A 25,685-nucleotide genomic window follows, 5' to 3' on the forward strand; every position below is an offset into this window, starting at 1 on the left:
GCCCCGGAGGACCGCCCGCCGGCGGAGGCGCCGCCGGACCAGCCGGCGCGGCTGCGCGGGGCGCTGAACCCGCTGCTGGCCGCCGCCGGGCCGCTGCTCGACCTCGCCGGGTCGCTGCGCGAACGCTCGGGGCACGAGAATCCGGAGGGGCTGCGCGACGTCATCCTCGCCGAGGTCCGCCGCTTCGAGGAGGAGGCCGCCGCCATCGGTGTCCCCCCAGAGGAGGTGCGCGTCGCCCGCTTCGCCCTGTGCACCATGCTGGACGACGTGGTGCGGGCCACCCCCTGGGGGGCGCGCTGCCGCTGGGCGCGCGAGGGGCTGGCGGTGGTGGTCGATCCCGGCGCCGGCGGGCCGGACCGCTTCTTCGACCTGCTCGACACCATGCTGAGCGACCCGCGCCTGCACCGGCTGGAACTGGAGCTGTTCTACGCCTGCCTGTCGCTGGGCTTCGAGGGCAAGTTCCGCGACAAGCCGCGCGGCGCCCACGACCTCGCCCATCTGCGGGACGAGCTGTTCCGCGTGCTGCGCCGCCTGCGCGGCGAGCGGGAGCGCGCGCTGTCGCCGCAATGGCGCGGCGTCGCCGAACGCTTCCGCCCGCTGGGGCACGTTCTGCCGCCCTGGTTGGCCGCGGTGGCGGTGGCGACGCTGCTCGGCGGGCTGTTCCTGACCCTGTCCGCCTCGCTGGGCGGCCGGGCGGACGCGGTGGTGGCCCGGCTGGGCGCGCTGCTCCCCGACCGGCCGCTGGAGCTGGTCCGCGCCGTCCCGCCGCCACCGCCCAGCGCGGGTCCGGCGCTGGCCGTCCGCGTCACCGCCCTGCTCCAGCCGGAGATCCGTTCTGGCGCCGTGGCGGTGCTGGCCGGCGACGACGGGGCGCTGGTCATCCGCATCGAGGGGGCGGGCATGTTCGCCACCGGCAGCGACGCCATCCGCGCCCGCTACCGCGCCGTGGTCGACCGCGTCGGGCAGGCGCTGGGTCCCGAGGCGGGGCGTGTGCTGGTGGTCGCCCACACCGACGACCAGACCCCGCGCGGCGGCGGGCTGCCGACGCCGGAGGCGCTGACCGAGGCGCGGGCGGTGGCCGTGTTGAAGATCCTGGAGCGCACGCTGGGCACCGAGCGCCTGACCGCCGAAGGGCGGGGCGAGCGCGAACCGCTGGCCCCCAACACCACGCCGGCCAACCGGGGCGCCAACCGGCGCGTCGATGTCCGCCTCTACCCCGAATAGGCCGCGGTCCATGAGCGATCCGTCTCCGCGCACCCGCCCCGACTCCCGTTCCCGCAACCGCAACCGGTCCCATGGCGCCGACCCGGCGATGGCGCCGCGCCTGCGCTGGTGGACCACGCTCGCGGTCGCCCTGTCGGTCGGGCTGCTCGGCTGGGCGGTGATGCCGCTGCTCGGCTTCGGCGGTCTCGCCCGCCTGTTGCCGGCGCTGGCCCTGCTCGGCCTGTGGTACGCGCTGAACCGGCACGAGGACGGCCGGCAGAGCGCCGCCAACGCCCGCTTCGTCGAGGCGCTGGCGGCGTCCCGCGATCCCGAGCTGAAGGCGTCGCTGGACGAGCTGGGCACGGTGCGCGAGCGGCTGGACGCGGTGATCGACCGGCTGAAGACGCAGCGTTTCGGCGCGCGCTGGGGTGGCCAGTATCTCTACCAGCTCCCCTGGTATCTGGTGATCGGCGCCCCCGGCTCGGGCAAGACGACGGCGCTGGCCAACGCCCGGCTGGGCGCGGCGCTGGGCGGCGGGCTGGACGGCATGCCGGTGCAGAATCTGGGCGGCACCCGCAACTGCGACTGGTGGTTCACCGACGAGGCGGTGCTGATCGACACGGCGGGCCGTTACACCACCCAGGACAGCCGCCGCGCCATCGACGGGCGCGTCTGGTCCGGCCTGCTCGACCTGCTGAAGGAGCACCGCCCGCGCCAGCCGGTGAACGGCGTGCTGCTGACCATCAGCCTGACCGACCTCGCCGGCTGGAGCGACGCGGAGCGGCACAACCACGCCATCACCATCCGCCAGCGGCTGGGCGAGCTGCGCGCCCATCTCGGCATCCGCGTGCCGGTCTATCTGCTGTGCACCAAGGCCGACCTCGTCGACGGCTTCACCACCTATTTCGACCCGCTGGACCGGGCGGAGCGCGCCCAGATCTGGGGCATCACCTTCCCGGTGGAGGACGCGCCGCCCGGCCCGCTGGCCAGCTTCCACGCGCAATACGCGGCGCTGCTGCGCCGGCTGGAGGAGCGGCTTCCCGAACGGCTGCACCAGGAGCCGGACATCCAGCGGCGCGGCGACGCCTTCGCCTTCCCGCTGCGCATGGCGGGCTTCGAGGCGGCGCTGGCCGACCTCGTCGACACCGCCTTCACCGCCGAGGCGGACGAGGCGGTGCCGCTGCTGCGCGGCATCTACCTGACCAGCGCGACCCAGCCCGGCGCCTCCGCGGAATCGCCGGCCCAGACCTTCTTCCTGGAACGGCTGCTGCCCGAGGTGGTCTTCCCCGAGGCCAACATGGTCGGGGTGGACCGCGCGCTGGAGCGGGCGGGGCGGCGGCGCCACGTCTGGGTGCTGGGCGGGGCTGCTGCGGCGGGGCTGCTGCTCGGGCTGGCCGGGTTGAACAGCCACCGCGCCAACGAGGCGCTGCTGGCGCGGGCGGAGGCCGCGGTGGCGGTGGCGGAGGAGCGGCTGCGCGCCCTCGATACCCCGCCGCGTTCGCTGACGCGGGTGGAGGATTCCGACTTTCTCGCCGTCCTGCCGGCGCTCGACGCGCTGCGCGCGCTGCCCGGCGGCTGGACCGAGCGGGCGGAGCGGCGGGCGTCCCTGCTCGGCTTCGGCCTGTCGCAGGGGGAGCGCGTCGGCCTGCCCGCCGAGGACGTCTACCGGCGGGCGCTGCGCAGCGTGTTCCTGTCGCGCATCGTGCTGCGGCTGGAGGAACAGCTGCGCACCGGATGGGCGCGGCCCGACCTGCTGCGGCAGAGCCTGCGCGCCTACGCCATGATCGGCGGGCGGGAGCCGCTGGACCCGGCGGTTCTGGCCGAATGGCTGGCCGCCGACTGGCAGCGCACGCTCCCCGGCCCCGCCCATGAGGCGGAGCGCCGGGCGCTCGGCGACCATCTGGCCGCGCTGGTCGAGGCCGGCTTCGCCCCGGTGCCCCCGGACGAGGCGCTGGTGTCGCGCGTCCTCGACGTGCTGGGCCAGCCGACCGCGCCGATCCCCCGCACCCCCAACGACGGCGGGGCCGGCTGATGAGCCCCGGTTTCGCGGTGGGCTTCCACGGGAAGGTGCCGGCGCGCGGCGATTTCGTGGGCTACGGCCTGCCGCGCGGCGTGCTGCTTCCCTGGGACGCCTGGCTGACGGAGGTTCTGGACGCGGCGGTGCGCCAGCTCGGCTCGCCCTGGGAGCGGCTGTTCCAGTCGGCCCCGGTCTGGCGCTTCGCCCTGTCGCCCGGCCTGTGCGGGGAGCCGCCGCTGGCCGGCATCATGATGCCCAGCGCCGACCGGGTGGGGCGGCAGTACCCCTTCACCATCGTCGGCACGCTGCCCTACGGCACCGACCTCGCGGTGGTGCCGGTGGCCTGCCTGCATTGGTTCACCCGCGCGGAATCCATCGCCGCCGACGCCTGCCGCGCCGGGGCCGACGTGGACGCGCTGCCCGCCCGCATGGCGATCCTGGGCCGCCCGGAGCCCAACGGCGCCGACCCCACCGTCGCCACCGTGGTCGAGGAGCGCGTCGGCCCGCTGCCGCCCCGCGCCAGCCTGTGGTGGAGCCGCGGCGGCGGGCGGGTTCCGCCCTCGGTGCTGACCTGCTGCGGCCTGCCGCGCTCGTCCCGCGCCGCCGCCTTCATCGATGGCGCCTGGGAGCGGCGGGGCTGGGACGACCTCGACGGGTAGGCGGCGGAGGAAAGTTCACCCTCCCAGATTGACGATCTCCACCCGGCGGTTCTCCGCGGCCTTCGGCGTCCTGGGCAGCAGCGGTTCCCGCGCGCCCATCCCGGCGGTGTCCAGCCGGTCGCGGTGCACGCCGTGCCGCTCCGCCAGATAATCCGCCACCGCCTCGGCCCGGCGTTGCGAAAGCGCCCGGTTGGCCGCGTCGCCACCCACCGCGTCGGTGTGGCCGACGATGCGGAAGCGGGCGGTCGCCGCCTCCGGCGCCGTCATCACCGCGCCGATGCGGTCGAGCACCGCCCGCGAGTCCGGACGGATGCGCGCCGAGTTGAAATCGAAGTTGATCCGGAAGGCGGCGCGCAGCCCGGCCTTCAGCGCCGCGACGGGCGGGTCCGGCGGCGTCCCCGGCAGGGCGGGCACCGCCACCGGGGCGGGAGCCGGTGCGGAAGCCGATGCGGGACCCGGGGGCGGTGCCGCCGCGACGGGCGGTGGCGGCGGGCGCTTCATGACGATGGGCGGGCAACCGGGGCCGGCGGCGCCGAACAGGGCGGCCTGGATCTCGCACTCGCTGGGGTTGGGGCCGAGCGGGACGGCGGGCGTCGCCGCCGATTGCGCTAGGGCCGCACCCGCCGGAAGAGCCAGCCAGCCCCCTATAAGTCCGACCGTCAATGCCCCGATTGTTGGGATTTTGCACATATGCATGCCCGCATTGTCCCAGGCTTGGGGGCGGGCCGTCAAATTCCGCGTGGAACAGACGTGCGTGCCTCTGTACGATCCCGGTCCGATCTTTCGTTTGCGGTATGTGGGAGGAAACAAGAATGAAGTCGATGAAGGCGCTGTTCGCCGGTCTGGCGCTGGCCACCATGGTGCTGCCGGGCGTGCTCGCCAGCGGCGCGGCGGCGGCGGACTACAAGGCCGAGTACAAGCTGTCCACCGTGCTGGGCAAGCCGTTCCCCTGGGGCATCGGCGGCGACCGCTGGGCCGAGCTGGTCAAGGAGAAGACCAACGGGCGCATCAACGTGAAGATGTATCCCGGCTCCGCTCTGGTGAACGGCGACCAGACCAAGGAATTCACCGCGCTGCGCCAGGGCGTGATCGACATGGCGGTGGGCTCCACCATCAACTGGTCGCCGCAGGTGAAGGAGCTCAACCTCTTCTCGCTGCCCTTCCTGATGCCCGACCACAAGGCGATGGACGCGCTGACCCAGGGGGCGGTCGGCAAGCAGCTGTTCGACCTGCTCGCCACCAAGGACGTGGTGCCGCTGGCCTGGGGCGAGAACGGCTTCCGCGAGGTCTCCAACTCCAAGCGCGCCATCCGCACGCCGGAGGACCTGAAGGGCCTGAAGATCCGCGTCGTCGGTTCGCCGCTCTACCTCGACACCTTCACCGCGCTCGGCGCCAACCCGACGCAGATGAGCTGGGCCGACGCGCAGCCCGCCCTGTCCACCGGCGCCGTCGACGGCCAGGAGAACCCGGTCGGCGTGTTCGTCGCCGGCAAGCTGCCGACGCTCGGCCAGAAGCACCTGACGCTGTGGGGCTACGTCGCCGACCCGCTGATCTTCGTGGTCAACAAGGAGGTCTGGAACAGCTGGTCCAAGGAGGATCAGGAGGCGGTGCGCGCCGCCGCCGTCCAGGCCGCCGCGGAGGAGGTCGCCATCGCCCGCAAGGGCATCACCGCCCAGGACGACAGCCTGCTGAAGGACATCGCCGCCCAGGGCGTCGAGATCGTGCAGCTGGCGCCCGACCAGCAGAAGGCGTTCCAGAAGGCCACCCAGGCCGTCTACGACAAGTGGGCCAAGACCATCGGCCCCGACCTCGTGAAGGCCGCCGAGACCTCCGTCGCCAACCGGAAGTAAGCCTGCCGCTTGCCGTGCCATTGCCGCCACCCTGACCCTCCCCCGCTGTCGCAGGGGAGGGAAATTCGCCCTCCCCTGCGACGCAGCCCAAGACGCGGGTGCCGGTGACGCTGGAGCGTTCGCTGGCCGCCCTGTCGATGGCCGCCCTGTGCCTCGTCACCTTCGCCAACGTCGTGACGCGCTACCTCACCGACGTGTCCCTGGCCTTCACCGAGGAATATTCGATCTTCCTGCTGGTGGTCATGACGCTGTTCGGTTCCGCCGTCGCCGCCGCCGCCGACCGGCACATCCGCATCACCTTCATCGCCGACAAGCTGCCGCCGTCCCTGCGCCGGGTGACGGAGCTGGTGGCCTGGACGGCGGCGCTCGCCATGTTCGGCCTGCTCGTCTGGTACGGCGGGCGCCTGACCTACGACCAGTGGCGGTTCGAGGAAACCTCGCCCGGCCTGGGCAACCCGCAATGGCTCTACACGGCGTGGCTTCCGCTGCTCTCGGCGGTCGTCGCCCTGCGCGTGATCGGGCGCCTGATCCGCACGGCGAAGGGGACCGCCTGATGGCGCTGACGATTCTGTTCGGCGGCTTCCTGCTGCTTCTGGTGATCGGCGCGCCGCTGGCGGTGGCGCTGGGGCTGGCGGGGTCGCTGGCGATCCTGGACGCGCAGCTCGGCATCCTGTCGGTTCCGACCAATGTCTACGCCGGCATCGCGAAATACCCGCTGCTGGCCATCCCGGTCTTCATCCTGGCCGGCCTGATCTTCGAGCGGGCGGGCGTCGCCAAGCAGATCGTGACCTTCGCGTCCTCCATCGTCGGGGCGAAGAACGGCGGGCTGGCCGTGGTGGCGATCCTGGTCTGCATGGTGATGGGCGGCATCTCCGGCTCCGGCCCCGCCGACGCGGCGGCGGTCGCCACGGTGATGATCCCGTCCATGCACAAGGCCGGCTATCCGAAGGCCTTCTCGGCCAGCGTGATCGCGGCGGCGGCGGCGACCGCCATCCTGATCCCGCCCTCGGTCGCCTTCATCATCTACAGCGTCCTGGTGCCCCAGGCGTCGGTGCCGGCGCTGTTCGCGGCGGGGATGGTTCCCGGCATCCTGGCCGGCCTGTCGCTGCTGGCGCCGACGATCTGGCTGTCGCGCAAGCACGGCTTCGGCCTGAAGGACGCCGGGCCGCGCCCGCCCTTCTGGCGCAGCCTGCGGCAGGCGATCTGGGGTCTGCTGGCCCCGGTCATCATCCTGGGCGGCCTGCGCACCGGCGCCTTCACCCCGACCGAGGCGGCGGTGGTCGCCGTCTTCTACGGTCTGGCCGTCGGCGTCTTCGTCTACCGCAGCCTGACCTGGCGCGAGCTGTACGAGGTGCTGGCCGAGGCGGCGGAGATGTCCGCCGTGGTGCTCCTCATCATCGCGCTGTCCAGCGTCTTCGCCTGGGCGGGCAGCACGCTGGGCGCCTTCGACCGGGTCGCCGCCTTGGCGATCGAGGGGGTGGGCAGCGAGGTCCTCGTCCTGCTCCTGCTGAATGTGGCGCTGCTGGCGCTGGGGATGGTGCTCGACGCGGTGTCGATCTTCCTGATCCTGCTGCCGCTGCTGACCCCGATCATGAACGCCTTCCATTGGGACCCGGTGTGGTTCGGCGTGATGCTGACCATGAACCTCGCCATCGGCCAGTTCACCCCGCCCATGGCGGTGAACCTGATGGTGACCACGCGGGTGGCCGGCATCAGCATCGAATCGACGGTGCGCTGGGTGCTGTGGATGGTCGCGGCGATGCTCTGCGCGCTGGTGCTGGTGACCTTCGTGCCGGAGCTGTCGCTCTGGCTGCCCCGGAAGCTCGGCTACCTGTAACCCTTCAGGTCTTGGCGCGGCGGGTGGCCAGCAGGATGCCCGCCGCGATCAGGCCGATGCCGGCGGCGTGGTAGAGGTGGGGCTGCTCGCCGAGGAACAGGATGGCGAGGACGCTCCCGAACACCGGCATCAGATGGATGCACATTCCCGCCGTGTTGGCGCCGACCAGCGCCACGGCGCGGTTGAAGCAGAGATAGGCGGCGATCGACGGGAACAGCGCCACATAGGCGACCGCCCCCAGCGCCGTCGGGGTGATCGGCATGGGATTCCCGCCGACGCTTTCCCACAGGTAGAAGGGCAGCAGCATCGCCGCGCCGCCCGCGAAGGTGACGGCGATGAAGCTGAGGCCATGCACCGTCGGGCGGCGGCGCAGCAGGGCGGTGTAGGCGGCGTAGCCGAGCACCGCCGCCAGCACCCACAAATCCCCGGCGGCGAGTTGAAGCCCGATCAGCACCGCCGGGTCGCCCCGCGCGATCAGCGTCAGGGCGCCGGCCAGCGACACGGCGATGCCGACCCCTTGCAGTGGGGTCACGCGGTCGCCGAACAGGGCCAGGCTCATCAGCACGATCAGCACCGGCATGGAGGACTGCATCATCACCGCGTTCAGCGCCGTGGTGGTGTGCAGCCCGACATAGAGGAAGGTGTTGAAGACGGCGATGCCCAGCGCCGACAGCAGCAGCACGACCGGCCACTGCTTGGCCAGCGCCCGCGCGTCGTGCCGCAGGTGCCGCCACGCGAAGGGCAGCACCAGCAGCATCCCCAGCGTCCAGCGCCAGAAGGCCAGCCCGACCGGCGGCACCTCGCCCGACACCGCGCGGCCCAGGACGGCGTTGCTGGACCAGAACAGCGGCGGCAACATCATCAGGAGCCACGCCTGATCGAACAGGCGGCGGCGGGCGGGGGTGGCGTTTTCGCTCACGGCGGGATGCTCATCGGGCTGGACACGTACGCGTCAAGGGGCGTTCCGCGGCTCAGCCGCGGCGGCGCGGGGAGGCGAAGGGCGAAAGGGGGCCATCGCCCCGGGGACCGTCACCGCGCGGGCCATCCGACCGGAAGGTTTCGCTGCGGGAGAAGCCCTCGCGGCGCGGGCGGTCGCCACGGGGACCATCGCCACGGGGGCCATCGCCACGGGGACCGTCACCGCGCGGGCCGCGCCCCTCGCCACGGGGACCATCGCCGCGGCCCTCGCGCGGGGGCTTCGGCGGTTGGCGCATTTCCGCATCCAGCTCGGCGATGCGCTTTACCAGAGCTTCACGGATCGCCGGGGCCGCGTGGGACTTCAAGGTGGCGAGCTGCTCCTTCAACTGCTGGAGCTGAAGCTGCTTCTGCTCCCGCGTGCGCTTGATGGCGACGTTGTCGGAATGCTGGCCGTCGAAGGCGCGCATGAAAAGGTCCTCGTTGCAGAAAATAAGGCACCCGCCGTGGCGTCCCAGCGGACGCCCGGTCGGGGAGCGCGGAATATTGGAAAGGCACCGGCGCCAAAGCAAGCCGGGAGTTTGCTCCGCCTGTGCGATAAAGCGGTTGACGGCGGCGGCCCGGATCAATCCGCCCAAATCAATCCGCCCAAATCAATCCGCTGGGGACCGCCGGCTGCGGAACAGCGCCGCCGCCTCGTCGAGATAGCGCGACAGGTCGGCGGCGGCTTCCTCCGGCCCGGTGCGCAGCGACCCTTGGACGCGGGCCTCCGCGGCGGCGGCGGCCAGGGCGGCGGGGTCGGCGGCCAGAGCGGCCAGCCGCTCGACGAAAGCGCCATAGTCGTGATGGATGAAGTGCCGGCCGACGACGCTGGCAACGTCGCCGCCGGGAAGCGACAGCGGCACCGCACCGGCGGCCAGGGCCTCGGCGGCGCTGGCGCCCCCGCCGGTCCGCCGGGGATTCACATAGGCGTCGCAGACCGCCAGCAGGGCGCCCATGTCCGACACATAGCCCAGGCACCGCAGCCGCGCTGCGTGGCGCGCGGCGGCCAGCCGCCGGGGCAGGGCGTCGGCGTGCCCGGCGAAGACGGCGACGGCGCGCGGCACGCGGTCGAACAGCGCCTCCAGCATGGCGAGGAAGGCGCCGTCCGCCTCCTCGTCCAGACGGTTGCCGACGACGGCGCAGACGAAGGCGCCCTCATCCAGCCCGAAGGCGGCACGCGCCGCGTCCGTCCGCGGCGCCGCCCCGGCCAGCGAATGCAGGAAGCGGAAGGGACGCCAGGACCGGACCAGCGGTCCCTGGGCGGGTGCCGCGCCGCCGCCGAAATCCAGCACGATGTCGGCCAGCGACAGGGTGGCCCCGGTGGTGGTCGGGATGCACAGGGTGGGGCGCGCCCCGGCCATCAGGTCGGCCACGACGCACGACCCGCCGAGCGACAGCACCGCGTCGGGATCGAGCGCCGCGATGGCCTCCAGGAACCAGGCGATCTTGCCGGGACTGACGCAAGGCTCGACGGAGGACAGCATGCGGAAAGCACGCCCGTCCGCCTCGATCCTCTGATCGCCGGAGAAGGCGGGTTCCACCGACGCCGCGAAGGAGGGCACGAACAGGCTGTGGACCTCTGTCGGCATGATGTTGGTGTTGAGGATCACCACCTCCCGCCCGCAGCGGTCCTCCAGCAGGGCGGCGTAGGACAGCAGGTCGCGCGACGGCTGGTGGCGCAGCGACAGGAACTGGTTGGTCACCAGCACGACCCGCCCGCTGTCCGCTCCCCCGGCCCAGCGGGCGGGCGGGACGACGGCCTGACGGCGGCGGATCTCGTCGAGGATGCGGCGGTAAAAGGGGAACTGCCGCTCCTCGAAGAAGCCGGGGTGGCTCGCCGGGTTCATGCGCATCAGGAAGATCTGGCGCCCGATGCCGGCGTGGATGTGCAGCAATCCCGCGAGCCCGGATTGCGCGATGTTGCCCTCAACCGCGTCGAGCAGTTCGTCGTAATAGCGCAGGTCGCCCGAGACGGCGGCCATGGCCGACAGCAGCAGGACGGTGTCCGCTCCCCGCGCCAGCCGGGGCAACTCCCGCGCCGCCCGCGCCCGCTCGGCCCTGGGGCGGTCGAGAAAGGCCTCGCAGAGCGTCTCGATGGCCTTCAGCTCGTGCCCGCTCGTCACGGGCCGACGCAACGCGACGGCGAGGTCGGTGAGGGGGGAGGGGACGAGTGGTTGGGGCATCGGCCTTGTCGGGAAAAGGGCGCGATGAGTCATGCCACACATGGAAAGGCCCCGGAAGGCGTTACCTTCCAGGGCCTTAGAGTGGTGCCGCAGCAGGGATTTGAACCCCGGACCTACTGATTACGAATCAGTTGCTCTACCCCTGAGCTACTGCGGCGCCGACGTCGGTGCGTCGTGGGCGCGGAAATTAACCGCGGGGGCGGACCGGCGCAAGCGCTTTTTTGGGAGATGGATAAAATTATCCTTTCTGGCGGATGACGTCCAAAAAGGGGTCGGCATAACGCTCCAGCTTGCGGGCGCCGACGCCGGGCAGGCGGGCGAAGGCGGCGCGGTCCGTCGGACGTGTCGCGACCATCTCCAGCAGCGTGCTGTCGTGGAAGATCACGTAGGGCGGGACCCCCTGCGCGCGGGCCAGCTCGGTGCGGCAGTCCTTCAGCGCGTGCCACAGCGCGTCGTCGGCGGGCGACAGGGCGCCGCGCGCGCCGGCCCGCGACACGCCCTCGCCGGACAGGCCGCCGGAGGGGGCTGAGCCGCCGCGCGAGACGTGGCGGCGCAGCGCATCGTGGACGCCGCGGCGCTTCTCGACGACCGGGTCCTTGCGCAGCTTCACCGTCTGCTGGCCCTTGATGACCGGGATGCCCGCGTCGGTCAGGCGGAAGCCGCCATAGCCCTCCAGGTCGACCGTCAGATAGCCGGCGGCGACGAGCTGGCGGTAGACCGACTGCCATTCCGCCTTCGACAGCTCCTTGCCGCAGCCGAAGGTCTTCAGCGCGTCGTGGGCCTGCTGCGCCACCTTCTCCGTGGCGTTGCCCAGCAGCACGTCGATCAGATGCCCGGCGCCGTAGCGCTGGCCGGTGCGGTAGACCGCCGACAGGGCCTTCTGCGCGGCAACGGTGCCGTCCCAGGTCTCGACCGGCTCCAGGCAGGTGTCGCAATTGCCGCAGGGCGCCTCCAGCGTCTCGCCGAAATAGTTCAGCAACACCTTGCGGCGGCAGGCCGAGGTCTCGCAGAAGCCGAGCAACGCCTCCAGCTTGGAGCGCTCGACGCGGCGGTGGGAATCGCCGGCCTCCGACTGCTCCAGCATCTGGCGCAGGCCGACCACGTCGGCCATGCCGTAGCTCATCCAGGCGTCGGCGGGCAGGCCGTCGCGCCCGGCGCGGCCGGTCTCCTGATAATAGGCTTCCAGGCTCTTGGGCGGGTCGAGGTGGCACACGAAGCGCACGTTCGGCTTGTCGATGCCCATGCCGAAGGCCACCGTCGCCACCATGACGATGCCTTCGCCCTTGATGAACAGGTCCTGGTTCGCCTCGCGAACCTCCGACGGCAGCCCGGCGTGGTAGGGAAGCGCCTCCCGCCCCTGCTGGTTCAGCCAGTTGGCGGTGTCCTCGACCTTCGCCCGCGACATGCAATAAATGATGCCGGCGTCCTCGGGGTGGTTCTCCCGCAGGAAGGCCAGCATCTGCTGACGCTCGCTCTTCTTCGGGACGACGCGGTAGGTGATGTTGGGCCGGTCGAAGCTGGACAGGAAGACGCGGGCCTCGGTCAGCCCCAGCTTCTCCTTGATCTCGGCGCGGGTCTGCGCGTCCGCCGTGGCGGTCAGCGCGACGCGCGGCACGGTCGGGTGCCGCTCGTGCAGGATGGAGAGCTGGAGATACTCGGGCCGGAAATCGTGGCCCCACTGGCTGACGCAATGCGCCTCGTCCAGCGCGAAGAGGGCGAGCTTGGTGCGGTCCAGCAGATCGAGGAAGCGCGGGGTGACCAGACGTTCCGGCGCCACATAGACGAGGTCGATCTCGCCGCGGACCATGGCCCGCTCCACCTCGCGCGCCTCGGCGGCGTCGAGGGAGGAGTTGAGGAAGGCCGCCCGCACGCCCAACTCGCGCAGCGCCGTCACCTGGTCCCGCATCAGCGCGATCAGCGGCGAAACCACCACCGTCACGCCGTCGCGCACCAGCGCCGGCACCTGGTAGCACAGCGACTTGCCGCCGCCCGTGGGCATGAGGACGAGCGCGTCGCCGCCACGGATCACGTGGGCGATGATGTCGGCCTGCTGCCCGCGGAAGGCGGAATAGCCGAAGACCGACCGCAACACCTCCAGGGCGGGGTTGCCATCAGGGTCCTGGGCCGGCTCCGCCGGAGGCGCCTTGAGATTGAAGAGCGAGTCCACGCCGATGCGGTTCAGATGCGGGTCCGTCTCTGGACGATTTAGAATCTGGTGTTCGGGTCAGAATCTGGTGGTCGGGATGCGATCCCGAACGCGACGGCTATGATGTGGCACAGATCACCCGATTCGTGAAGGCGCAATCCGGAAAGAGCGTGGGGACAAGGGTGGCGCATCGCGTGACGCGGGAAAACCGTGGCGCGAATGCATCCAATCGCGTGTAAGGTGAAAGCGGCGGGTGGAATTGGCCACCCGCCGTTTCGAAAGGAGAAAGAGGCATGCCAAAAATGCCCTTTTTCCTGGTGCTCCAGTGGCGGCGATGGCGGATCGAAATCCGCATCACCGTTGGCTAAGCACTAGGAGCGTGCCGGTGGGTGTTCACAGCACCTGCCGGCCACTCCCGACAAGGTAGCGCAATTCCCCGGCGTTGCAAATCCCCAACCGGCTACAACAGGTCGCGCAGCATCGCCACCAGCGGCACATCGGCGGGGGGCATGGGATAGTCGCCCATGCGGTTCGGGTAGACCCAGGCGAGCGTTTGCCCCTCCCGCGCCATCACGTCGCCCTCCCAGACGCGGCAGACGAACAGCGGCATCAGCAGGTGGAATTTCTCGTAGCTGTGCGAGGCGAAGGTGAAGGGGGCGAGGCAGCTCGCCGCCGTGTCGATGCCCAGCTCCTCCTTCAACTCGCGAACCAGGGCGGCCTCCGGCGTCTCACCCGCGTCGACCTTGCCGCCGGGGAACTCCCACAGCCCGGCCAGCGACTTGCCGGGCGGGCGCTGGGCCAGCAGGACGCGGCCGTCGGCGTCCACCAGGGCCACCGCGACGACCAGCAGGGTCGGCAGGGAACCGGGGGCCGGGGTGGAGGAGGGATCGAAGCAGGCCGGCATCACGCGGTCTCCTGGGTGAGGAACCGCCAGCGTCCGGCGGTCAGTCCATAATGGTCGGCGTCGTCGAGCGGCAGGAAGCCGACCTTTTCCAGCACGCGGCGGGAGCGGTGGTTGTCCGGAGCGGTCCGCGCCCACAGGCGGGACAGGCCCAGCGCGAAGGCGGCGGGAACGACGGCCCGCAGCATCTCCGTGCCGTAGCCGATGCCCTGGTGCGGCAGGCCGAGCCAATAGCCGACTTCGCCGTCCGCCAGGATCACGCCGATGCCGCCGACCGGCTGGTTATCGTCCCTACGGACCACCAGCAGGTCGAGCGACGCGCGCTCCGCCCGATTGCGTGCGGCCAGGGCGACCCAGGCGCGCCCGTCCTCCGGGCCGTAGGGGTGGGGCACGCGGGCGAGCCAGCGCGCCACCTCCCACTCCCCGATCAGCGGAACGAAGCGCTCCACATCCTCCATGCGGAAGGGGCGGAGCATCAGCCGCGCCGTGTCGAGGCGCTCGGGCAGGGGCGCGCCGGTCATGACGTCAAGGCCGGCCTCAGCTCCGGTAGGAGCCGTTGATGTCGATGTAGCCGTGGGTCAGGTCGCAGGTCCAGACGCGGGATTTGCCGGCGCCGATGCCCAGGTCGATGTGCACGTCGATCTCCTGGCCCTTCATGTGGGCGGCGACCGGCGCCTCGTCGTAGCCCGGAACCTCCATGCCCTCGGCGCAGATCAGCGTGCCGCCGATGGTGATCTTGATGAGGTCGCGGTCGGCCCGCTCGCCCGCCCGCCCGATGGCGGCGACGATGCGGCCCCAATTGGCGTCCTCGCCGGCCAGCGCGGTCTTGACCAGCGGGGAGTTGGCGACGGTCAGGGCGATGCGCTTGGCGGCGGCGTCGCTCTCGGCGCCGACCAGCGTGATCGAGACGAACTTGGTCGCCCCCTCGCCGTCGCGCACGATCTGCAGCGCGAGGTCGAGCATCACCTCCTCCAGCGCCTTGCGGAACGCGGCCAGCTCCGGCGCCCGGGCGTCGGTCACCGGGGCGTTGCCGGCCTTGCCGGTGGCGAACAGCAGCAGCGTGTCGCTGGTCGAGGTGTCGCCGTCCACGGTGATGGCGTTGAAGCTGCGCTCGGTGAACTCCGACAGCATGGACTGCAACGCCGGGGCGGCGATGGCGGCGTCGGTGAAGAGGAAGCCCAGCATCGTCGCCATGTCCGGGGCGATCATGCCGGAGCCCTTGGCGAAGCCGCTGATCGTCACCGTCGTCCCGCCGATGGCTACCTGACGGGTCGAGCCCTTGGCGAAGGTGTCGGTGGTCATGATGGCGCGCGCCCCGGCCTCCAGCGCCGCCGAATCGTCCTTCAGCGCCGGAACCATGCCGGGCAGGACCTTGGCGATGGCGTCGGCGGCCAGCGGGATGCCGATCACGCCGGTGGAGGCGACGTAGACCTCGTCGGTGGCGCAGCCGACGATCTTGGCGGCGGCCTCGACCGTCGCCTGGACGGTGGCGTCGCCGGCCTTGCCGGTGAAGGCGTTGGCGTTGCCGGCGTTGACCACGACCGCGCGGGCCGAGCCGCGGGGCAGGCTGTCGCGGCACCAGATCACCGGGGCGGAGCAGGTCAGGGACTTGGTCAGCACGCCGGCCACCGTCGTGCCCTCGTCGAGCACGGCCAGCATCAGGTCGTCGCGGCCCTTGTATCGGATGCCGCTGTTGGCGGTGGCGATGCGCACGCCCGCCACGGGCGGGAGCGTCGGGAAGCCGGCGGGTGCCAAGGGGGAGACGGTCGTGGCCATGGGGACGGGCTCGCGGGGCTGGTGGAGCGGGGGTGAGGGGTATTGATGTGCGGGCGCTTGCCCCCTCCCTAACCCTCCCCCGCTGGGCGGGGGAGGGGACCAATCTCCCTCCCCTGCGTCAGCGGGGGAGGGTCGGGGTGGGGGCAACCGCTGCCGGAGCTTAGTTCTTCTTCGGCTCTTCGGCCTTCGGGGCGCTCTGGGCCGGAGCGGTCTGGGCCGGCTCCTCCTTCGGCATCGGCGAGCCGTCGAGCTGGAAGGTCTCGACCTTGGCGACCTTGCGCAGATCGTCGACGACGTTGGTCACGATGTCCTTGCTGAGCTGCTGCTCGAGCTGCGGCTTCACCTCGTCCAGGGACGGCTGCGGCTGGGTGCGCTTGTCCTCGACCTTGATGATGTGCCAGCCGAACTGCGTCTTCACCGGCTCCTTGCTCACCTCGCCCTTCTTCATGGCGAAGGCGGCGTCGGCGAAGGGCTCGACCATCGTGTCCTTGGTGAAGTAGCCGAGATCGCCGCCCTGCTCGGCGGCCACCGGGTCCTTCGACTTCTCCTTGGCCAGCTTGGCGAAGTCGCCGCCCTTCTTGAGCTGGGCGATGATCGCCTTGGCCTCATCCTCCTTCTCGACGAGGATGTGGCTGGCCTTGACCTCTTCCTGGGCCGGGTTCTGCTTCAGGAAGGCCTGGTAGGCCTCGTCCAGCTTGGCCGGGGTGATGCGCGACTGCACTTCCTTCTGGATGTAGGCGCGCTGAACCGCGCGCTCCTCGGCGCGCTTGATCTCGTCCTTGACCTCCGGCGTGCCGGCGAGGTTGGCCTTGTAGCCGGCCTCGGCCACCAGCTTGGAATTGACGAGCTGCTCGATCACCGCCGGGTAGATCATCTCCAGCGGCATCTGCTGCACCTGCGGCGGAAGCTGGGCGACCATGCGCTGGACGTCGGAGCGGTGGACCGCCTCGCCGTTGACGCGCGCCACCACCGGATCGGCCTCCGCCGGGGCGGGAGCGGCCTGCGCGGCAGGAGCGGGCGTGGCGGCGGGAGCCGGAGTCTGGGCGTGTGCGGCCAGCGCGAGGCCGCAGGCGGCCATCGACAGCAGGGCGGCGCGGAACACTCGATTCACCATGGAGTCTTTTCCTTCCGGCGGATGTGTCTTGTCACAGGCAACGTTATGACAGGGGGCTTCTTATGACGGATGACCAGCTGCGCCGGCTGTCCGGCCCCGCGCCCGAATCCGCGGGGGATTAAGCATGGGTTCGCGGCGCGGGGCAAGCGGTCGTGATGCGCGGCCATGACGCCTTGCTTCGGCGCCTTGCTTCGACCGTGTTCAAGGCGATATGGCGGCGGAACGGTGGTGCTTCCAGGGCGCATCACACGCCGATCCACAGCCGATGCGGGGCCGGCACCCCCGCGATGCGCGCCGCAAAGGGCCGGGCAAAGGGGCGGGTCTCGTTGACAGAAACTTGCTTCGGGCCTATGTGAGACCGGTCAAAAAGCCGGCTTCACGACGTTCCACCCCCGAGGTTTTCATGTTCGGTGCTCTCGCCCGCAAGATTTTCGGCACCGCCAACACGCGCACCGTCAAGGCGCTGCAAAAATCCGTCCAGCAGATCAACGCGCTGGAGCCCGAGTTGGCGGTGCTCTCCGACGACGCGCTGCGCGCCCGCACCGATTGGCTGCGCGGCCGGCTGTCGCAGGGCGAGACGCTCGACGCCATCCTGCCCGACGCCTTCGCCACCGTGCGCGAGGCGGGCAAGCGCGTGCTGGGGCAGCGGCACTACGACGTGCAGCTGATGGGCGGCATGGTCCTGCACCAGGGCAAGATCACCGAGATGCGCACCGGCGAAGGCAAGACGCTGGTCGCCACGCTGGCCGTCTATCTGAACGCGCTGGAGGGCAAGGGCGTCCACGTCGTCACCGTGAACGACTATCTGGCCTCGCGCGACAGCGCCTGGATGGGCCGGATCTACGGCTTCCTCGGCCTGACCACCGGCTGCATCGTGCACGGGCTGGACGACGAGGAGCGCCGCGCCGCCTACGCCGCCGACATCACCTACGGCACGAACAACGAATTCGGCTTCGACTATCTGCGGGACAACATGAAGTTCCGGCTGGAGGACATGGTCCAGCGGCCTTTCAACTTCGCCATCGTGGACGAGGTCGACTCGATCCTCATCGACGAGGCGCGCACCCCGCTGATCATCTCCGGCCCGTCCACCGATTCCTCGGAGATGTACGTGCAGGTGGATCGCCTGATCCCGCAGCTGACGCGGGACGACTATGAGCTGGACGAGAAGAACCGCACGGTCAGCCTGTCCGAGACCGGGCAGGAGCATATGGAACAGCTTCTGGCCGAGGCCGGGCTGCTGAAGGCGGGCGGGCTGTACGACATCCAGAACGTGGCGCTGGTCCACCATTCCCAGCAGGCGCTGCGCGCCTACACCCTGTTCCAGCGCGACAAGGACTACATCGTCAAGGACGACAAGGTCATCATCATCGACGAGTTCACCGGCCGCATGATGGAGGGCCGCCGCTATTCGGAAGGCCTGCACCAAGCGCTGGAGGCCAAGGAGAAGGTGACGATCCAGCGCGAGAACCAGACGCTCGCCTCCATCACCTTCCAGAATTACTTCCGCATCTACCCGAAGCTGGCCGGCATGACCGGCACGGCGATGACCGAGGCGGCGGAGTTCGCGGAGATCTACGGCCTTGAGGTCGTGGACATGCCGACCAACGTGCCGGTCCAGCGCAAGGACATGGACGACGAGGTCTACCGCAAGGCGTCGGAGAAGTACGACGCGATCATCGATCTGATCGAGGACGCCCGCAAGCGCCAGCAGCCGGTGCTGGTCGGCACCACCTCCATCGAGAAGTCGGAGCTGATCGCCGAGCTGCTGAAGAAGCGCGGCATCCCGCACAACGTGCTGAACGCCCGCCACCACGAGCAGGAAGCCTACATCGTCGCGCAGGCGGGCCGTCCGGGCGCCGTCACGGTCGCCACCAACATGGCCGGCCGCGGCACCGACATCCAGCTCGGCGGCAACGTCGAGATGCGCATCCAGATGGAGCTGGCCAGTCTGCCGGAGGGGCCGGAGCGCGACGCCAAGGTCAAGCAGATCGAGGCCGAGGTGGCCGAGGCGCGCGAACTGGTCAAGCAGGCCGGCGGCCTCTACGTCGTCGGCACGGAGCGGCACGAGAGCCGCCGCATCGACAACCAGCTGCGCGGCCGCTCGGGCCGCCAGGGCGATCCGGGTGCCTCCAAGTTCTTCCTGTCGCTGGACGACGACCTGATGCGCATCTTCGGGTCGGAGCGCATGGACGGCATGCTCCAGCGCCTCGGCCTGAAGGAGGGGGAGGCGATCATCCACCCCTGGATCAACAAGGCGCTGGAAAAGGCCCAGACCAAGGTCGAAGCCCACCATTTCGAGGTCCGCAAGAACCTGCTCAAGTTCGACAACGTCATGAACGACCAGCGCAAGGTCGTCTATGAGCAGCGCCGCGAGATCATGGACACCGAGGACATCGCCGAGACCGTTCTGGAGATGCGCCATCAGGTCGTCTCCAACATGGTCAACAAGGCGATCCCGCCGAACTCCTACTCCGAGGCCTGGGACATCGCCGGCCTGCACGAGGAGGTGAATCGCCTGCTGGGCATGGACCTGCCGGTGGCCGATTGGGCCAAGGAAGAGGGCATCGCCGAGCCGGAGATCGAGGAGCGCGTCCGCGAGGCCGCCGACCGCAAATACGCGGAGAAGGTGGAGAATTACGGCGCCGAGACGATGCGCCACGTGGAGAAGAGCCTGCTGCTGCAGATCCTCGACCAGGAATGGAAGGATCACCTGCTCCAGCTCGACCATCTCCGCCAGGGCATCAGCCTCCGCGCCTACGCCCAGAAGGACCCGCTGAACGAGTACAAGCGGGAAGCCTTCGAGCTGTTCGAGACCATGCTGTCGACCCTGCGCGAGCAGGTGACCGCGGTGCTGATGCATGTCGAGATCCGCATCGCCCCGCAGCCGGAGGAGCTGTACGCCCGTCCGCCGCAGGAGATGCACGAGGGCCGCGACGATCCGGCGCTGGCCATGGCCGAAGCGGGAGCCGGGGCCGCTCAGGGCTATCCGCCGGCCGACGCGCCGCTGCCGGCTGGCATGGTCCGCCGCGAGGCCGCCGCCTCGGTGGTGCCGGGCGCCGACCCCAACGCCTGGGCGAACACGCCCCGCAACTCGCCCTGCCCCTGCGGCTCGGGCCAGAAGTACAAGCACTGCCACGGCAAGGTGGCGTAAGCGCCGCCGCCAAGAACGCCGCCGGTGAACTCCGGAAAGGGCCGGGCCGCAAGGTCCGGCCCTTTCCTTTTGCGGTCCGGGAAACTTCGGCTGGGCTGTGGCGTTCTTCCCGTCAAAAGCGGGAGCGCAGCCATGTTGCAGGAATTCAAGACCTTCATCAGCCGCGGCAACGTCGTGGAGCTGGCCGTCGGCATCATCATCGGCGCGGCCTTCACCGGCATCGTCAACTCGCTGGTCAGGGACATGCTGATGCCGCCCATCGGCTGGGTCATGGGCGGGATCGACTTCTCCAATTATTTCCTGAACCTGTCCGGCGGCCATTACGAGAGCCTCGCCGCGGCGGAGGCGGCGGGGGCGGCGACCATCAACTACGGCCGCTTCATCAACGCCCTGATCAACTTCTTCATCGTGGCGGGGGCGCTGTTCCTCATCGTGCGGCAGGTCAACCGCCTGCATTTCCTCCACGATTCCAAGCCGAAGGCGCCCCCCCGCCAGGAGATCCTGCTGGAGGAGATCCGGGATGCGCTGCGCGCACGGCAGACACCCGCTCCGGCGGACACGACGCGACCGGGGGCGTGAAAGAATCTTCTTGGATTGTGCAGCGCAACCCATTATGTAAGGCGTCTTGATCGCTGGAGGCTCGCGCGTCTCTTGAGCGAGACGCGCTTTGATATTTCGGGACGGCCTTCCTTGGGACCCGGTCGCCCGTAGCTTCGGACAGACGCCTCTCCCTCTTCCGACCTCCTCCCGGCGAAAACGCCGGCGTTCCACCGCTCACCATCCTGGTGCGGCGGCCGTGCGCCGTCATGGTCCTGAGGAAAGGTTACCCTACTTGTCGTCCATCGAAATGACCGCCGCCGACGTTCTCGTTGCCGAGACCACCGTCACCGAGACCTCTGTCATCGAGACTTCTGTCATCGAGACTGCCGTCGCCGGCGAAACCGTGACCGACACCACTGAAACCGTTACCCCCAACGCGTTCGCCGGGCTGGGCGTCCACCCGCTGGTCGTGAAGGCGCTGGAAGCGTTCGAGTACAACACCCCGACCCCGGTCCAGGCCGAGGCGATCCCGCCGGCCCTGGAAGGCCGCGACATCCTGGCGACCGCCGAGACGGGCACCGGCAAGACCGCCGCCTTCATGCTGCCGGCGCTGACCCGCACCGTCGAGCTGCCGCGCCTCGGCGTCGCCGCGCCGCGCGTGCTGGTGCTGGCCCCGACCCGCGAGCTGGCCAAGCAGGTCACCGACGCCGCCCGCAAGTACGCCAAGTTCATGAAGTACAACATCGTGGACGTCGTCGGCGGCATGCCCTACCGCGACCAGCTCCGCCTGCTGTCGCGCGCTGTGGACGTGATGGTGGCCACCCCCGGCCGCCTGCTCGACCACGTGTCGCGCAACCGCATCGACCTCAGCGCCGTCGAGGTGCTGATCCTGGACGAGGCGGACCGCATGCTGGACATGGGCTTCCTGGACGATGTGGAAACCATCGCCAAGTGCTGCCCGGAGACGCGCCAGACGCTGCTGTTCACCGCCACGCTGGACCGCCGCATGGCCCAGCTCGCCGGCAACCTGCTGCGCAACCCGGTGCGCGTCGCCGTGGAAAGCGCCACCACCGCGGTGAACGTCGAGCAGCGCCTGCACCATGCCGACGACATGGACCACAAGCGCCGCCTGCTGAAGCACTTCGCGGACCTGCCCGAGGTCGGCAAGGCGATCATCTTCGCCGCCACCAAGCGTGACGCCGACGCGCTGGCCGAGGAGCTGAGCGACGCCGGCCACGCCGCCGCCGCCCTGCACGGCGACATGGACCAGTTCAAGCGCAACCGCACGCTCCAGCGCCTGCGCACCGGCCAGGTCCGCCTGCTGGTGGCGACCGACGTGGCGGCGCGCGGCATCGACGTGCGCGACATCACCCACGTCATCAACTTCGACCTGCCGCGCTCGGCGGAGGACTATGTCCACCGCATCGGCCGCACGGGCCGTGCGGGAGCCTCGGGCGTGGCGGTCTCCTTCGCCGCCCGCGCCGACCGCGACGCCCTGTTCCGGATCGAGCGCTACACCGGCACCCGTCTCGACATCCACGTCGTTCCGGGCCTGGAGCCGCAGCGTCCGTTCCAGACCGGCGGCGGCGGCGGTCGTCCGACGGGCCGTCCGGGTGGGCGTCCGGGTGGCGGCAACGGCGGCGGCTACAACAAGAAGCCGTGGGTCCGCAACGCCGGCGGTGCCGAGGGCGCCAAGCCGAACGGCAGCCCGGGGGGCCGTCCGCAGGGCCGTCCGGCGAACCGGAACGAGCATGGCCGGAGCGACCACGCCCGCAACGAGCACGGCGGCCATGCCCGCCGCGACTCCCAGGGCGGCAAGCCGGCGCACCGGGCGTCCAAGTGGTAACAGCGGTTCACCGCTGACATGAAAAAGGCGCGGTCCCTCGGGATCGCGCCTTTTTTCTTGGGCGGGCCGTGGCGACGGGGGCGAGACTTCACACCCCCGCGATCCCCCACAGCAGCAGCGCCACCAGCAGCGCCAGGATCAGCCCGGCCACGGCGTAGACCGCCAGCGCCCGTCCGATGTCGGCGGCGGTGGCCCGCGCGCGGCCCTCGCCGATCCAGGGTTCGGTGATGACCACGCCGCCGTCGCGGTGCGGACCGCCCAGCGCCAGACCCAGCGCACCGGCCATGGCGGCGGTCGGCCAGCCCATGTTGAGGGAGGCCGCCTTGCCGCCGTCCCGCAGCATCGTGCGGAAGGCGCCGCCGGCCCTCGCTCCGGCGAAGGGCGCGGCCAGCGCCAGGAGAACCGCCGCCAGCCGCGCCGGAATCGCGTTCAGCGCGTCGTCCAGCCGCGCCGCGGTCTGGCCGAAGCGGGCGTGCCGGACGCCGGCGTGGCCCAGCGCGGTGTCGGCGCCATCCACCACCGCCCAGACCAGCAGGCCGGGCACCCCCAGCAGGGCGTAGCCGAAGACCGGCGCCACCAGCTTGCGGGCAAAGCCCTTGGCGGCGGCCTCGATGGCGGCGCGGGCGATGCCGTGCTCGTCCAGGCTGAAGGCGTGGCGGCGGGTGAGGGGAGCGACGGCCTCCCGCGCTGGGGCGACGCCGCCCTTGTCCAGGGCGCGGCGCACCGCGCGCACCCGCGCCCAGGCGCTCCGCCCACGCAGGGTGGCGAGGATCACCGCCAGTTCCAGCAGCCAGCCGCGGCTCTGCGCGCCGACCCGCTCGACGATCAGGCCGACGGCGACGGCGGCCAGCACGAGCGCCAGAACGACCAACGCGCCGCGCAGCAGGCGGGCGGTCTTGCCGCGCTCCACACGGTTCAGCCGCCGGTCGGCCCAGGCGCAGACTCGTTGCGCCAGCGCCGCCGGGTCGGGCAGGACGCGTCCGATCCAGTCGCCGGCGGCGGCGTCGATGGCCAGGGCCAGCAGCAGCAGGAACAGCGGTCCCGGACCGTTCAGGGGGGCGGCGCCGAGGACGGAGGTGAGCAGGGCGTCGCCCATCGCGGCCTCACCGCGCGCCGGCCTGACGCAGCAGGTTCGCTACGCGGGCGTTGCGGCTGTCCTGCGCCCAGCTCAGCGTCGTGCGGCCCGTGAAGTCGGAGCGGTCGGCCTGCGCCCCGGCCTTCAGCAGCCGCTCCACCAGATCAACGCGGCCGAAGCGGGCCGCGGTCATCAGCGGGGTGATGCCCTGGCGGTTGTCCTGATCGACCTTGGCGCCCTTGGTGAGCAGAAGGTCCACCGCCTCCGGCGCGTCGGCCTCCACCGCGTAGTGCAGCGGGGTGTTGCCGGACTTGTCGGCGCGGTTGGGATTGGCCCCACCGTCGAGCAGCAGCCGCACCAGTTCGGGATGGCCGTTGCCGATGGCCACCAGCAGGACGGGGCGCCCGTTGGAATCGACCTGATTCGGGTTCTCCCCCTTCAGCAGGAGCAGCCGCAGCGCGCTGGCGTCGTTGGACGTCACCGCCTTGACCATGGAGGGGCCTTCCAGAAGGTTGATCTGGGCCAGGGCCGGCGCGGCGACGGGGGCGGTCAGGCCGAGGGCCAGCAGGCTGAGCATCAGCAACCGTTTCATGGCGCGTCCTTTTGTGCGATCCGTGTGGGTGATCCGTCTTTCGGCCGGGGATACTATCCAGTTTGGCCCGGTTTGGCGACGGCGACCCGCTGCAATGGAGCCGCCCATGGTCCGCAACCCGCTCGCCCGCCACATCGCCCTGTTCCTGGCGGTGAAGGCCGTGCTGATCGCGCTGGGCCTGTGGTGGTTCCTGGGGACCATGCCGGAGCCGCGCGGCGTGGTGTCCCCGCCCGCCGCCGCGGGAACGCCCTGACGCCGCTTGCTTTCCCGGCGGGAACCTCCGCTCCGCGCCCATGGTTGAAGCTCAACCGGGAAGCGCAACAGGGGACGACTGCCATGACCTTCGAGAACGATGTGAACGCGAACCGCTCCAGCGGCCATCTGCGCGGCGCCGTGCGCGAGGCCGTGGGGATCTTCGCCAGCCGCGACGCCCTGCAGAAGGCCGTCGACGACCTGACCCTGGCCGGCTTCCAGCGCCATGAGCTGAGCGTGCTCGCCAACGACCAGACCATCCGCGACCATCTCGGCCATGTGCCGGAGCGGGCCGAGGACATCGCCCACGATCCCGACGCGCCGCGCCAGTCCTACGTCTCGCCGGAGGATGTCGGCAGCGTGAAGGGCGTGGCGGTCGGGTTCCCGGCCTATGTCGGGGCGATCCTGGCGACCGGCGCCGTCCTGGCGACCGGCGGCACGGCCCTGGCGGCGGCCGCGGCGGCCGCGGCGGCGGGGGTGGGCGGCGGCGCCATGGGCTCGGTCATGTCGAACTGGCTGACCGACAAGCGCAACGAGCCGATGCTTCAGCACCTCGACAAGGGCGGCATCCTGCTGTGGGTCAATCTGGCCGACGCCGGGCGGGAGCAGCAGGCGCTGGAGATCATGAACCGCCACGCCGCCCGGCCGGTCGAGGTGCACGAGGTGCCGCAGTCCGGCTCCGAGGGGTAGTCGAGAGGACGTCTGGAGCCCGTTGACTCAGGTCATGGCCTTCGCGGCGGGCTTCCCCTATACACGGGCGGTCTTCCAACCGGAGATCCGCCTTGGACGCCCATTCGGCCCTGACGCTTCTCGAAGCCGGCCTCAACCAGTGCGCTGTCGTCATCGACCGCGACGGCGGGCTGCTGGTCGCGCTGCTGACCGCGGGGCTGGTCGGGGGATCGACCCATTGCGCGGGCATGTGCGGCCCCTTCGTGCTGGCCCAGGTCACCGCCCGGCTGGAGCAGGTCCCGGCCTCGCGGATGAGCGAGTTCCACCGGCTGGCCGGGGCGGCGGTGTTGCCCTACCATCTGGGGCGCGGCACCACCTACACGCTGATCGGCGCGGCGGCGGCGGCGGTCGCCGGCCATGTCGGGGCGCTGCCCGGGCTGAAATGGCTGTCGGTGGCGCTTCTGGCCTTCGCGGCGCTGTTCTTCCTCGGCTATGCGGTGAAGGGGCTGACCGCCTGGGTGCCGAAACTCGACGGCGCGGTGCAGCGCTGGTGGGGCGACCGGGTGTCCCGGCTGGCCCGCCCACTGTTCGGCAACCCCACGGGCTGGCGCGGCTACGCTCTGGGTTTGGCGCTGGGCTTCATTCCCTGCGGTCTTCTCTACGGTGCGGTGGCGGTGGCCGCGGCCAGCGGCAGCGCGCTGACCGGCGCGCTGGGCATGGCGGCCTTCGCGTTGGGCACGCTGCCGAGCCTGCTGGCGGTCGGCCTCGCCGGGCACTTGGCGGGGCGCACCTGGCGCTCCGCGGTGGCGCGGGCGGCGCCGGTCATCATGGTGGTGAACGCCGGCGTGCTCGGCTGGATGGCGATCCGGATGATCGGGTGAAGGGTTTTCACCACAAAGACACGATGGCCACTA

23 protein-coding genes and 1 tRNA gene are annotated in these 25,685 nt (G+C 70.9%); 12 read left to right on the forward strand and 12 right to left on the reverse strand.

Features of this window, described 5'->3' with window-relative positions; genetic code table 11:
* From icmH to tagF, 3 genes are all read left to right on the forward strand, one after another.
* On the forward strand, positions 1 to 1,224 hold a 1,224-nt coding region (gene icmH / locus AC1DVI_RS27340), incomplete at its 5' end, for a type IVB secretion system protein IcmH/DotU (RefSeq protein WP_476960658.1).
* A 10-nt stretch (positions 1,225 to 1,234) separates the two neighbouring features.
* A complete protein-coding gene (gene tssM / locus AC1DVI_RS27345) occupies positions 1,235 to 3,235 on the forward strand; it encodes a type VI secretion system membrane subunit TssM (RefSeq protein WP_476960659.1) in 2,001 nt (666 codons plus the stop codon).
* On the forward strand, positions 3,235 to 3,879 hold the full coding sequence (gene tagF / locus AC1DVI_RS27350; RefSeq protein WP_014239131.1) for a type VI secretion system-associated protein TagF: 645 nt from the start codon (positions 3,235 to 3,237) through the stop codon (positions 3,877 to 3,879). Before tssM ends, tagF begins: the two co-directional genes overlap by 1 nt.
* 15 nt (positions 3,880 to 3,894) lie before the next feature.
* On the opposite strand, the gene AC1DVI_RS27355 is transcribed toward tagF, so the two are convergent.
* Complete coding sequence (locus tag AC1DVI_RS27355) at positions 3,895 to 4,542, reverse strand: OmpA family protein (RefSeq protein ID WP_476960660.1); 648 nt, start codon at positions 4,540 to 4,542, stop codon at positions 3,895 to 3,897.
* 149 nt (positions 4,543 to 4,691) lie between these two features.
* Here AC1DVI_RS27355 and AC1DVI_RS27360 point away from each other — a divergent pair, with 149 nt between their 5' ends.
* From AC1DVI_RS27360 to AC1DVI_RS27370, 3 genes are all read left to right on the forward strand, one after another.
* Positions 4,692 to 5,729: a DctP family TRAP transporter solute-binding subunit gene (locus AC1DVI_RS27360; protein ID WP_476960661.1), complete on the forward strand. Its 1,038-nt coding sequence runs from the start codon at positions 4,692 to 4,694 to the stop codon at positions 5,727 to 5,729.
* 98 nt (positions 5,730 to 5,827) lie between these two features.
* The gene (locus tag AC1DVI_RS27365; protein ID WP_476960662.1) at positions 5,828 to 6,283 is read left to right on the forward strand and encodes a TRAP transporter small permease; all 456 of its coding nucleotides are present in this window, start codon (positions 5,828 to 5,830) and stop codon (positions 6,281 to 6,283) included.
* Positions 6,283 to 7,566, forward strand: coding sequence for a TRAP transporter large permease (locus AC1DVI_RS27370; protein ID WP_476960663.1), 1,284 nt, complete (start codon positions 6,283 to 6,285; stop codon positions 7,564 to 7,566). The genes AC1DVI_RS27365 and AC1DVI_RS27370 overlap by 1 nt, the downstream gene beginning before the upstream one ends.
* A gap of 4 nt (positions 7,567 to 7,570) precedes the next feature.
* Here AC1DVI_RS27370 and AC1DVI_RS27375 read toward each other — a convergent pair whose 3' ends face one another.
* The 9 genes from AC1DVI_RS27375 to AC1DVI_RS27415 all read right to left on the reverse strand — a co-directional run bounded on the left by AC1DVI_RS27375 (position 7,571) and on the right by AC1DVI_RS27415 (position 16,643).
* Positions 7,571 to 8,485 carry a DMT family transporter gene (locus AC1DVI_RS27375; RefSeq protein WP_476960664.1) on the reverse strand — a complete coding sequence of 305 codons (915 nt, stop codon included), beginning with the start codon at positions 8,483 to 8,485 and terminating at the stop codon, positions 7,571 to 7,573.
* A 52-nt stretch (positions 8,486 to 8,537) separates the two neighbouring features.
* Positions 8,538 to 8,951 (reverse strand): hypothetical protein, encoded by a 414-nt coding sequence (locus AC1DVI_RS27380; RefSeq protein WP_476960665.1) that lies wholly within the window; start codon positions 8,949 to 8,951, stop codon positions 8,538 to 8,540.
* Positions 8,952 to 9,134: 183 nt separating this feature from the next.
* Positions 9,135 to 10,706: a glycosyltransferase gene (locus AC1DVI_RS27385; protein WP_476960666.1), complete on the reverse strand. Its 1,572-nt coding sequence runs from the start codon at positions 10,704 to 10,706 to the stop codon at positions 9,135 to 9,137.
* 82 nt (positions 10,707 to 10,788) lie between these two features.
* Positions 10,789 to 10,863, reverse strand: a tRNA-Thr gene (locus AC1DVI_RS27390).
* A gap of 81 nt (positions 10,864 to 10,944) precedes the next feature.
* Positions 10,945 to 12,873 carry a DNA helicase RecQ gene (recQ, locus tag AC1DVI_RS27395; protein WP_476960667.1) on the reverse strand — a complete coding sequence of 643 codons (1,929 nt, stop codon included), beginning with the start codon at positions 12,871 to 12,873 and terminating at the stop codon, positions 10,945 to 10,947.
* A 439-nt stretch (positions 12,874 to 13,312) separates the two neighbouring features.
* Positions 13,313 to 13,756, reverse strand: a complete 444-nt coding sequence (gene mutT / locus AC1DVI_RS27400) for an 8-oxo-dGTP diphosphatase MutT (protein ID WP_476960668.1) — start codon at positions 13,754 to 13,756, stop codon at positions 13,313 to 13,315.
* Entirely contained in the window at positions 13,756 to 14,274 is a 519-nt protein-coding gene (locus AC1DVI_RS27405) for a GNAT family N-acetyltransferase (RefSeq protein WP_476960669.1), read from the reverse strand. Before AC1DVI_RS27405 ends, mutT begins: the two co-directional genes overlap by 1 nt.
* Positions 14,275 to 14,290: 16 nt before the next feature.
* On the reverse strand, positions 14,291 to 15,529 hold the full coding sequence (gene argJ, locus AC1DVI_RS27410; protein WP_476960670.1) for a bifunctional glutamate N-acetyltransferase/amino-acid acetyltransferase ArgJ: 1,239 nt from the start codon (positions 15,527 to 15,529) through the stop codon (positions 14,291 to 14,293).
* 160 nt (positions 15,530 to 15,689) lie between these two features.
* On the reverse strand, positions 15,690 to 16,643 hold the full coding sequence (locus tag AC1DVI_RS27415) for a peptidylprolyl isomerase (RefSeq protein ID WP_476960671.1): 954 nt from the start codon (positions 16,641 to 16,643) through the stop codon (positions 15,690 to 15,692).
* A 403-nt stretch (positions 16,644 to 17,046) separates the two neighbouring features.
* Here AC1DVI_RS27415 and secA point away from each other — a divergent pair, with 403 nt between their 5' ends.
* The 3 genes from secA to AC1DVI_RS27430 all read left to right on the forward strand — a co-directional run bounded on the left by secA (position 17,047) and on the right by AC1DVI_RS27430 (position 22,183).
* A complete protein-coding gene (secA, locus tag AC1DVI_RS27420; protein WP_476960672.1) occupies positions 17,047 to 19,797 on the forward strand; it encodes a preprotein translocase subunit SecA in 2,751 nt (916 codons plus the stop codon).
* 132 nt (positions 19,798 to 19,929) lie between these two features.
* Positions 19,930 to 20,376, forward strand: coding sequence for a large conductance mechanosensitive channel protein MscL (gene mscL, locus AC1DVI_RS27425; protein WP_476960673.1), 447 nt, complete (start codon positions 19,930 to 19,932; stop codon positions 20,374 to 20,376).
* Between the two features lie 253 nt (positions 20,377 to 20,629).
* Positions 20,630 to 22,183 (forward strand): DEAD/DEAH box helicase, encoded by a 1,554-nt coding sequence (locus AC1DVI_RS27430; protein ID WP_476960674.1) that lies wholly within the window; start codon positions 20,630 to 20,632, stop codon positions 22,181 to 22,183.
* An 88-nt stretch (positions 22,184 to 22,271) separates the two neighbouring features.
* Here the strand turns inward: AC1DVI_RS27430 and AC1DVI_RS27435 are convergent, their stop codons facing one another.
* Positions 22,272 to 23,279 (reverse strand): CobD/CbiB family cobalamin biosynthesis protein, encoded by a 1,008-nt coding sequence (locus tag AC1DVI_RS27435; RefSeq protein WP_476960675.1) that lies wholly within the window; start codon positions 23,277 to 23,279, stop codon positions 22,272 to 22,274.
* Between the two features lie 7 nt (positions 23,280 to 23,286).
* Complete coding sequence (locus AC1DVI_RS27440) at positions 23,287 to 23,850, reverse strand: ankyrin repeat domain-containing protein (RefSeq protein WP_476960676.1); 564 nt, start codon at positions 23,848 to 23,850, stop codon at positions 23,287 to 23,289.
* Positions 23,851 to 23,956: 106 nt separating this feature from the next.
* Here AC1DVI_RS27440 and AC1DVI_RS27445 point away from each other — a divergent pair, with 106 nt between their 5' ends.
* The 3 genes from AC1DVI_RS27445 to AC1DVI_RS27455 all read left to right on the forward strand — a co-directional run bounded on the left by AC1DVI_RS27445 (position 23,957) and on the right by AC1DVI_RS27455 (position 25,652).
* Complete coding sequence (locus tag AC1DVI_RS27445; RefSeq protein ID WP_476960677.1) at positions 23,957 to 24,103, forward strand: hypothetical protein; 147 nt, start codon at positions 23,957 to 23,959, stop codon at positions 24,101 to 24,103.
* Between the two features lie 83 nt (positions 24,104 to 24,186).
* Positions 24,187 to 24,792, forward strand: coding sequence for a hypothetical protein (locus tag AC1DVI_RS27450; protein WP_476960678.1), 606 nt, complete (start codon positions 24,187 to 24,189; stop codon positions 24,790 to 24,792).
* A 92-nt stretch (positions 24,793 to 24,884) separates the two neighbouring features.
* Positions 24,885 to 25,652 (forward strand): sulfite exporter TauE/SafE family protein, encoded by a 768-nt coding sequence (locus tag AC1DVI_RS27455; protein WP_149164084.1) that lies wholly within the window; start codon positions 24,885 to 24,887, stop codon positions 25,650 to 25,652.
* The last annotated feature ends 33 nt before the right edge of the window (positions 25,653 to 25,685 follow it).

This window comes from Azospirillum sp. P4_B5 (assembly GCF_056402275.1).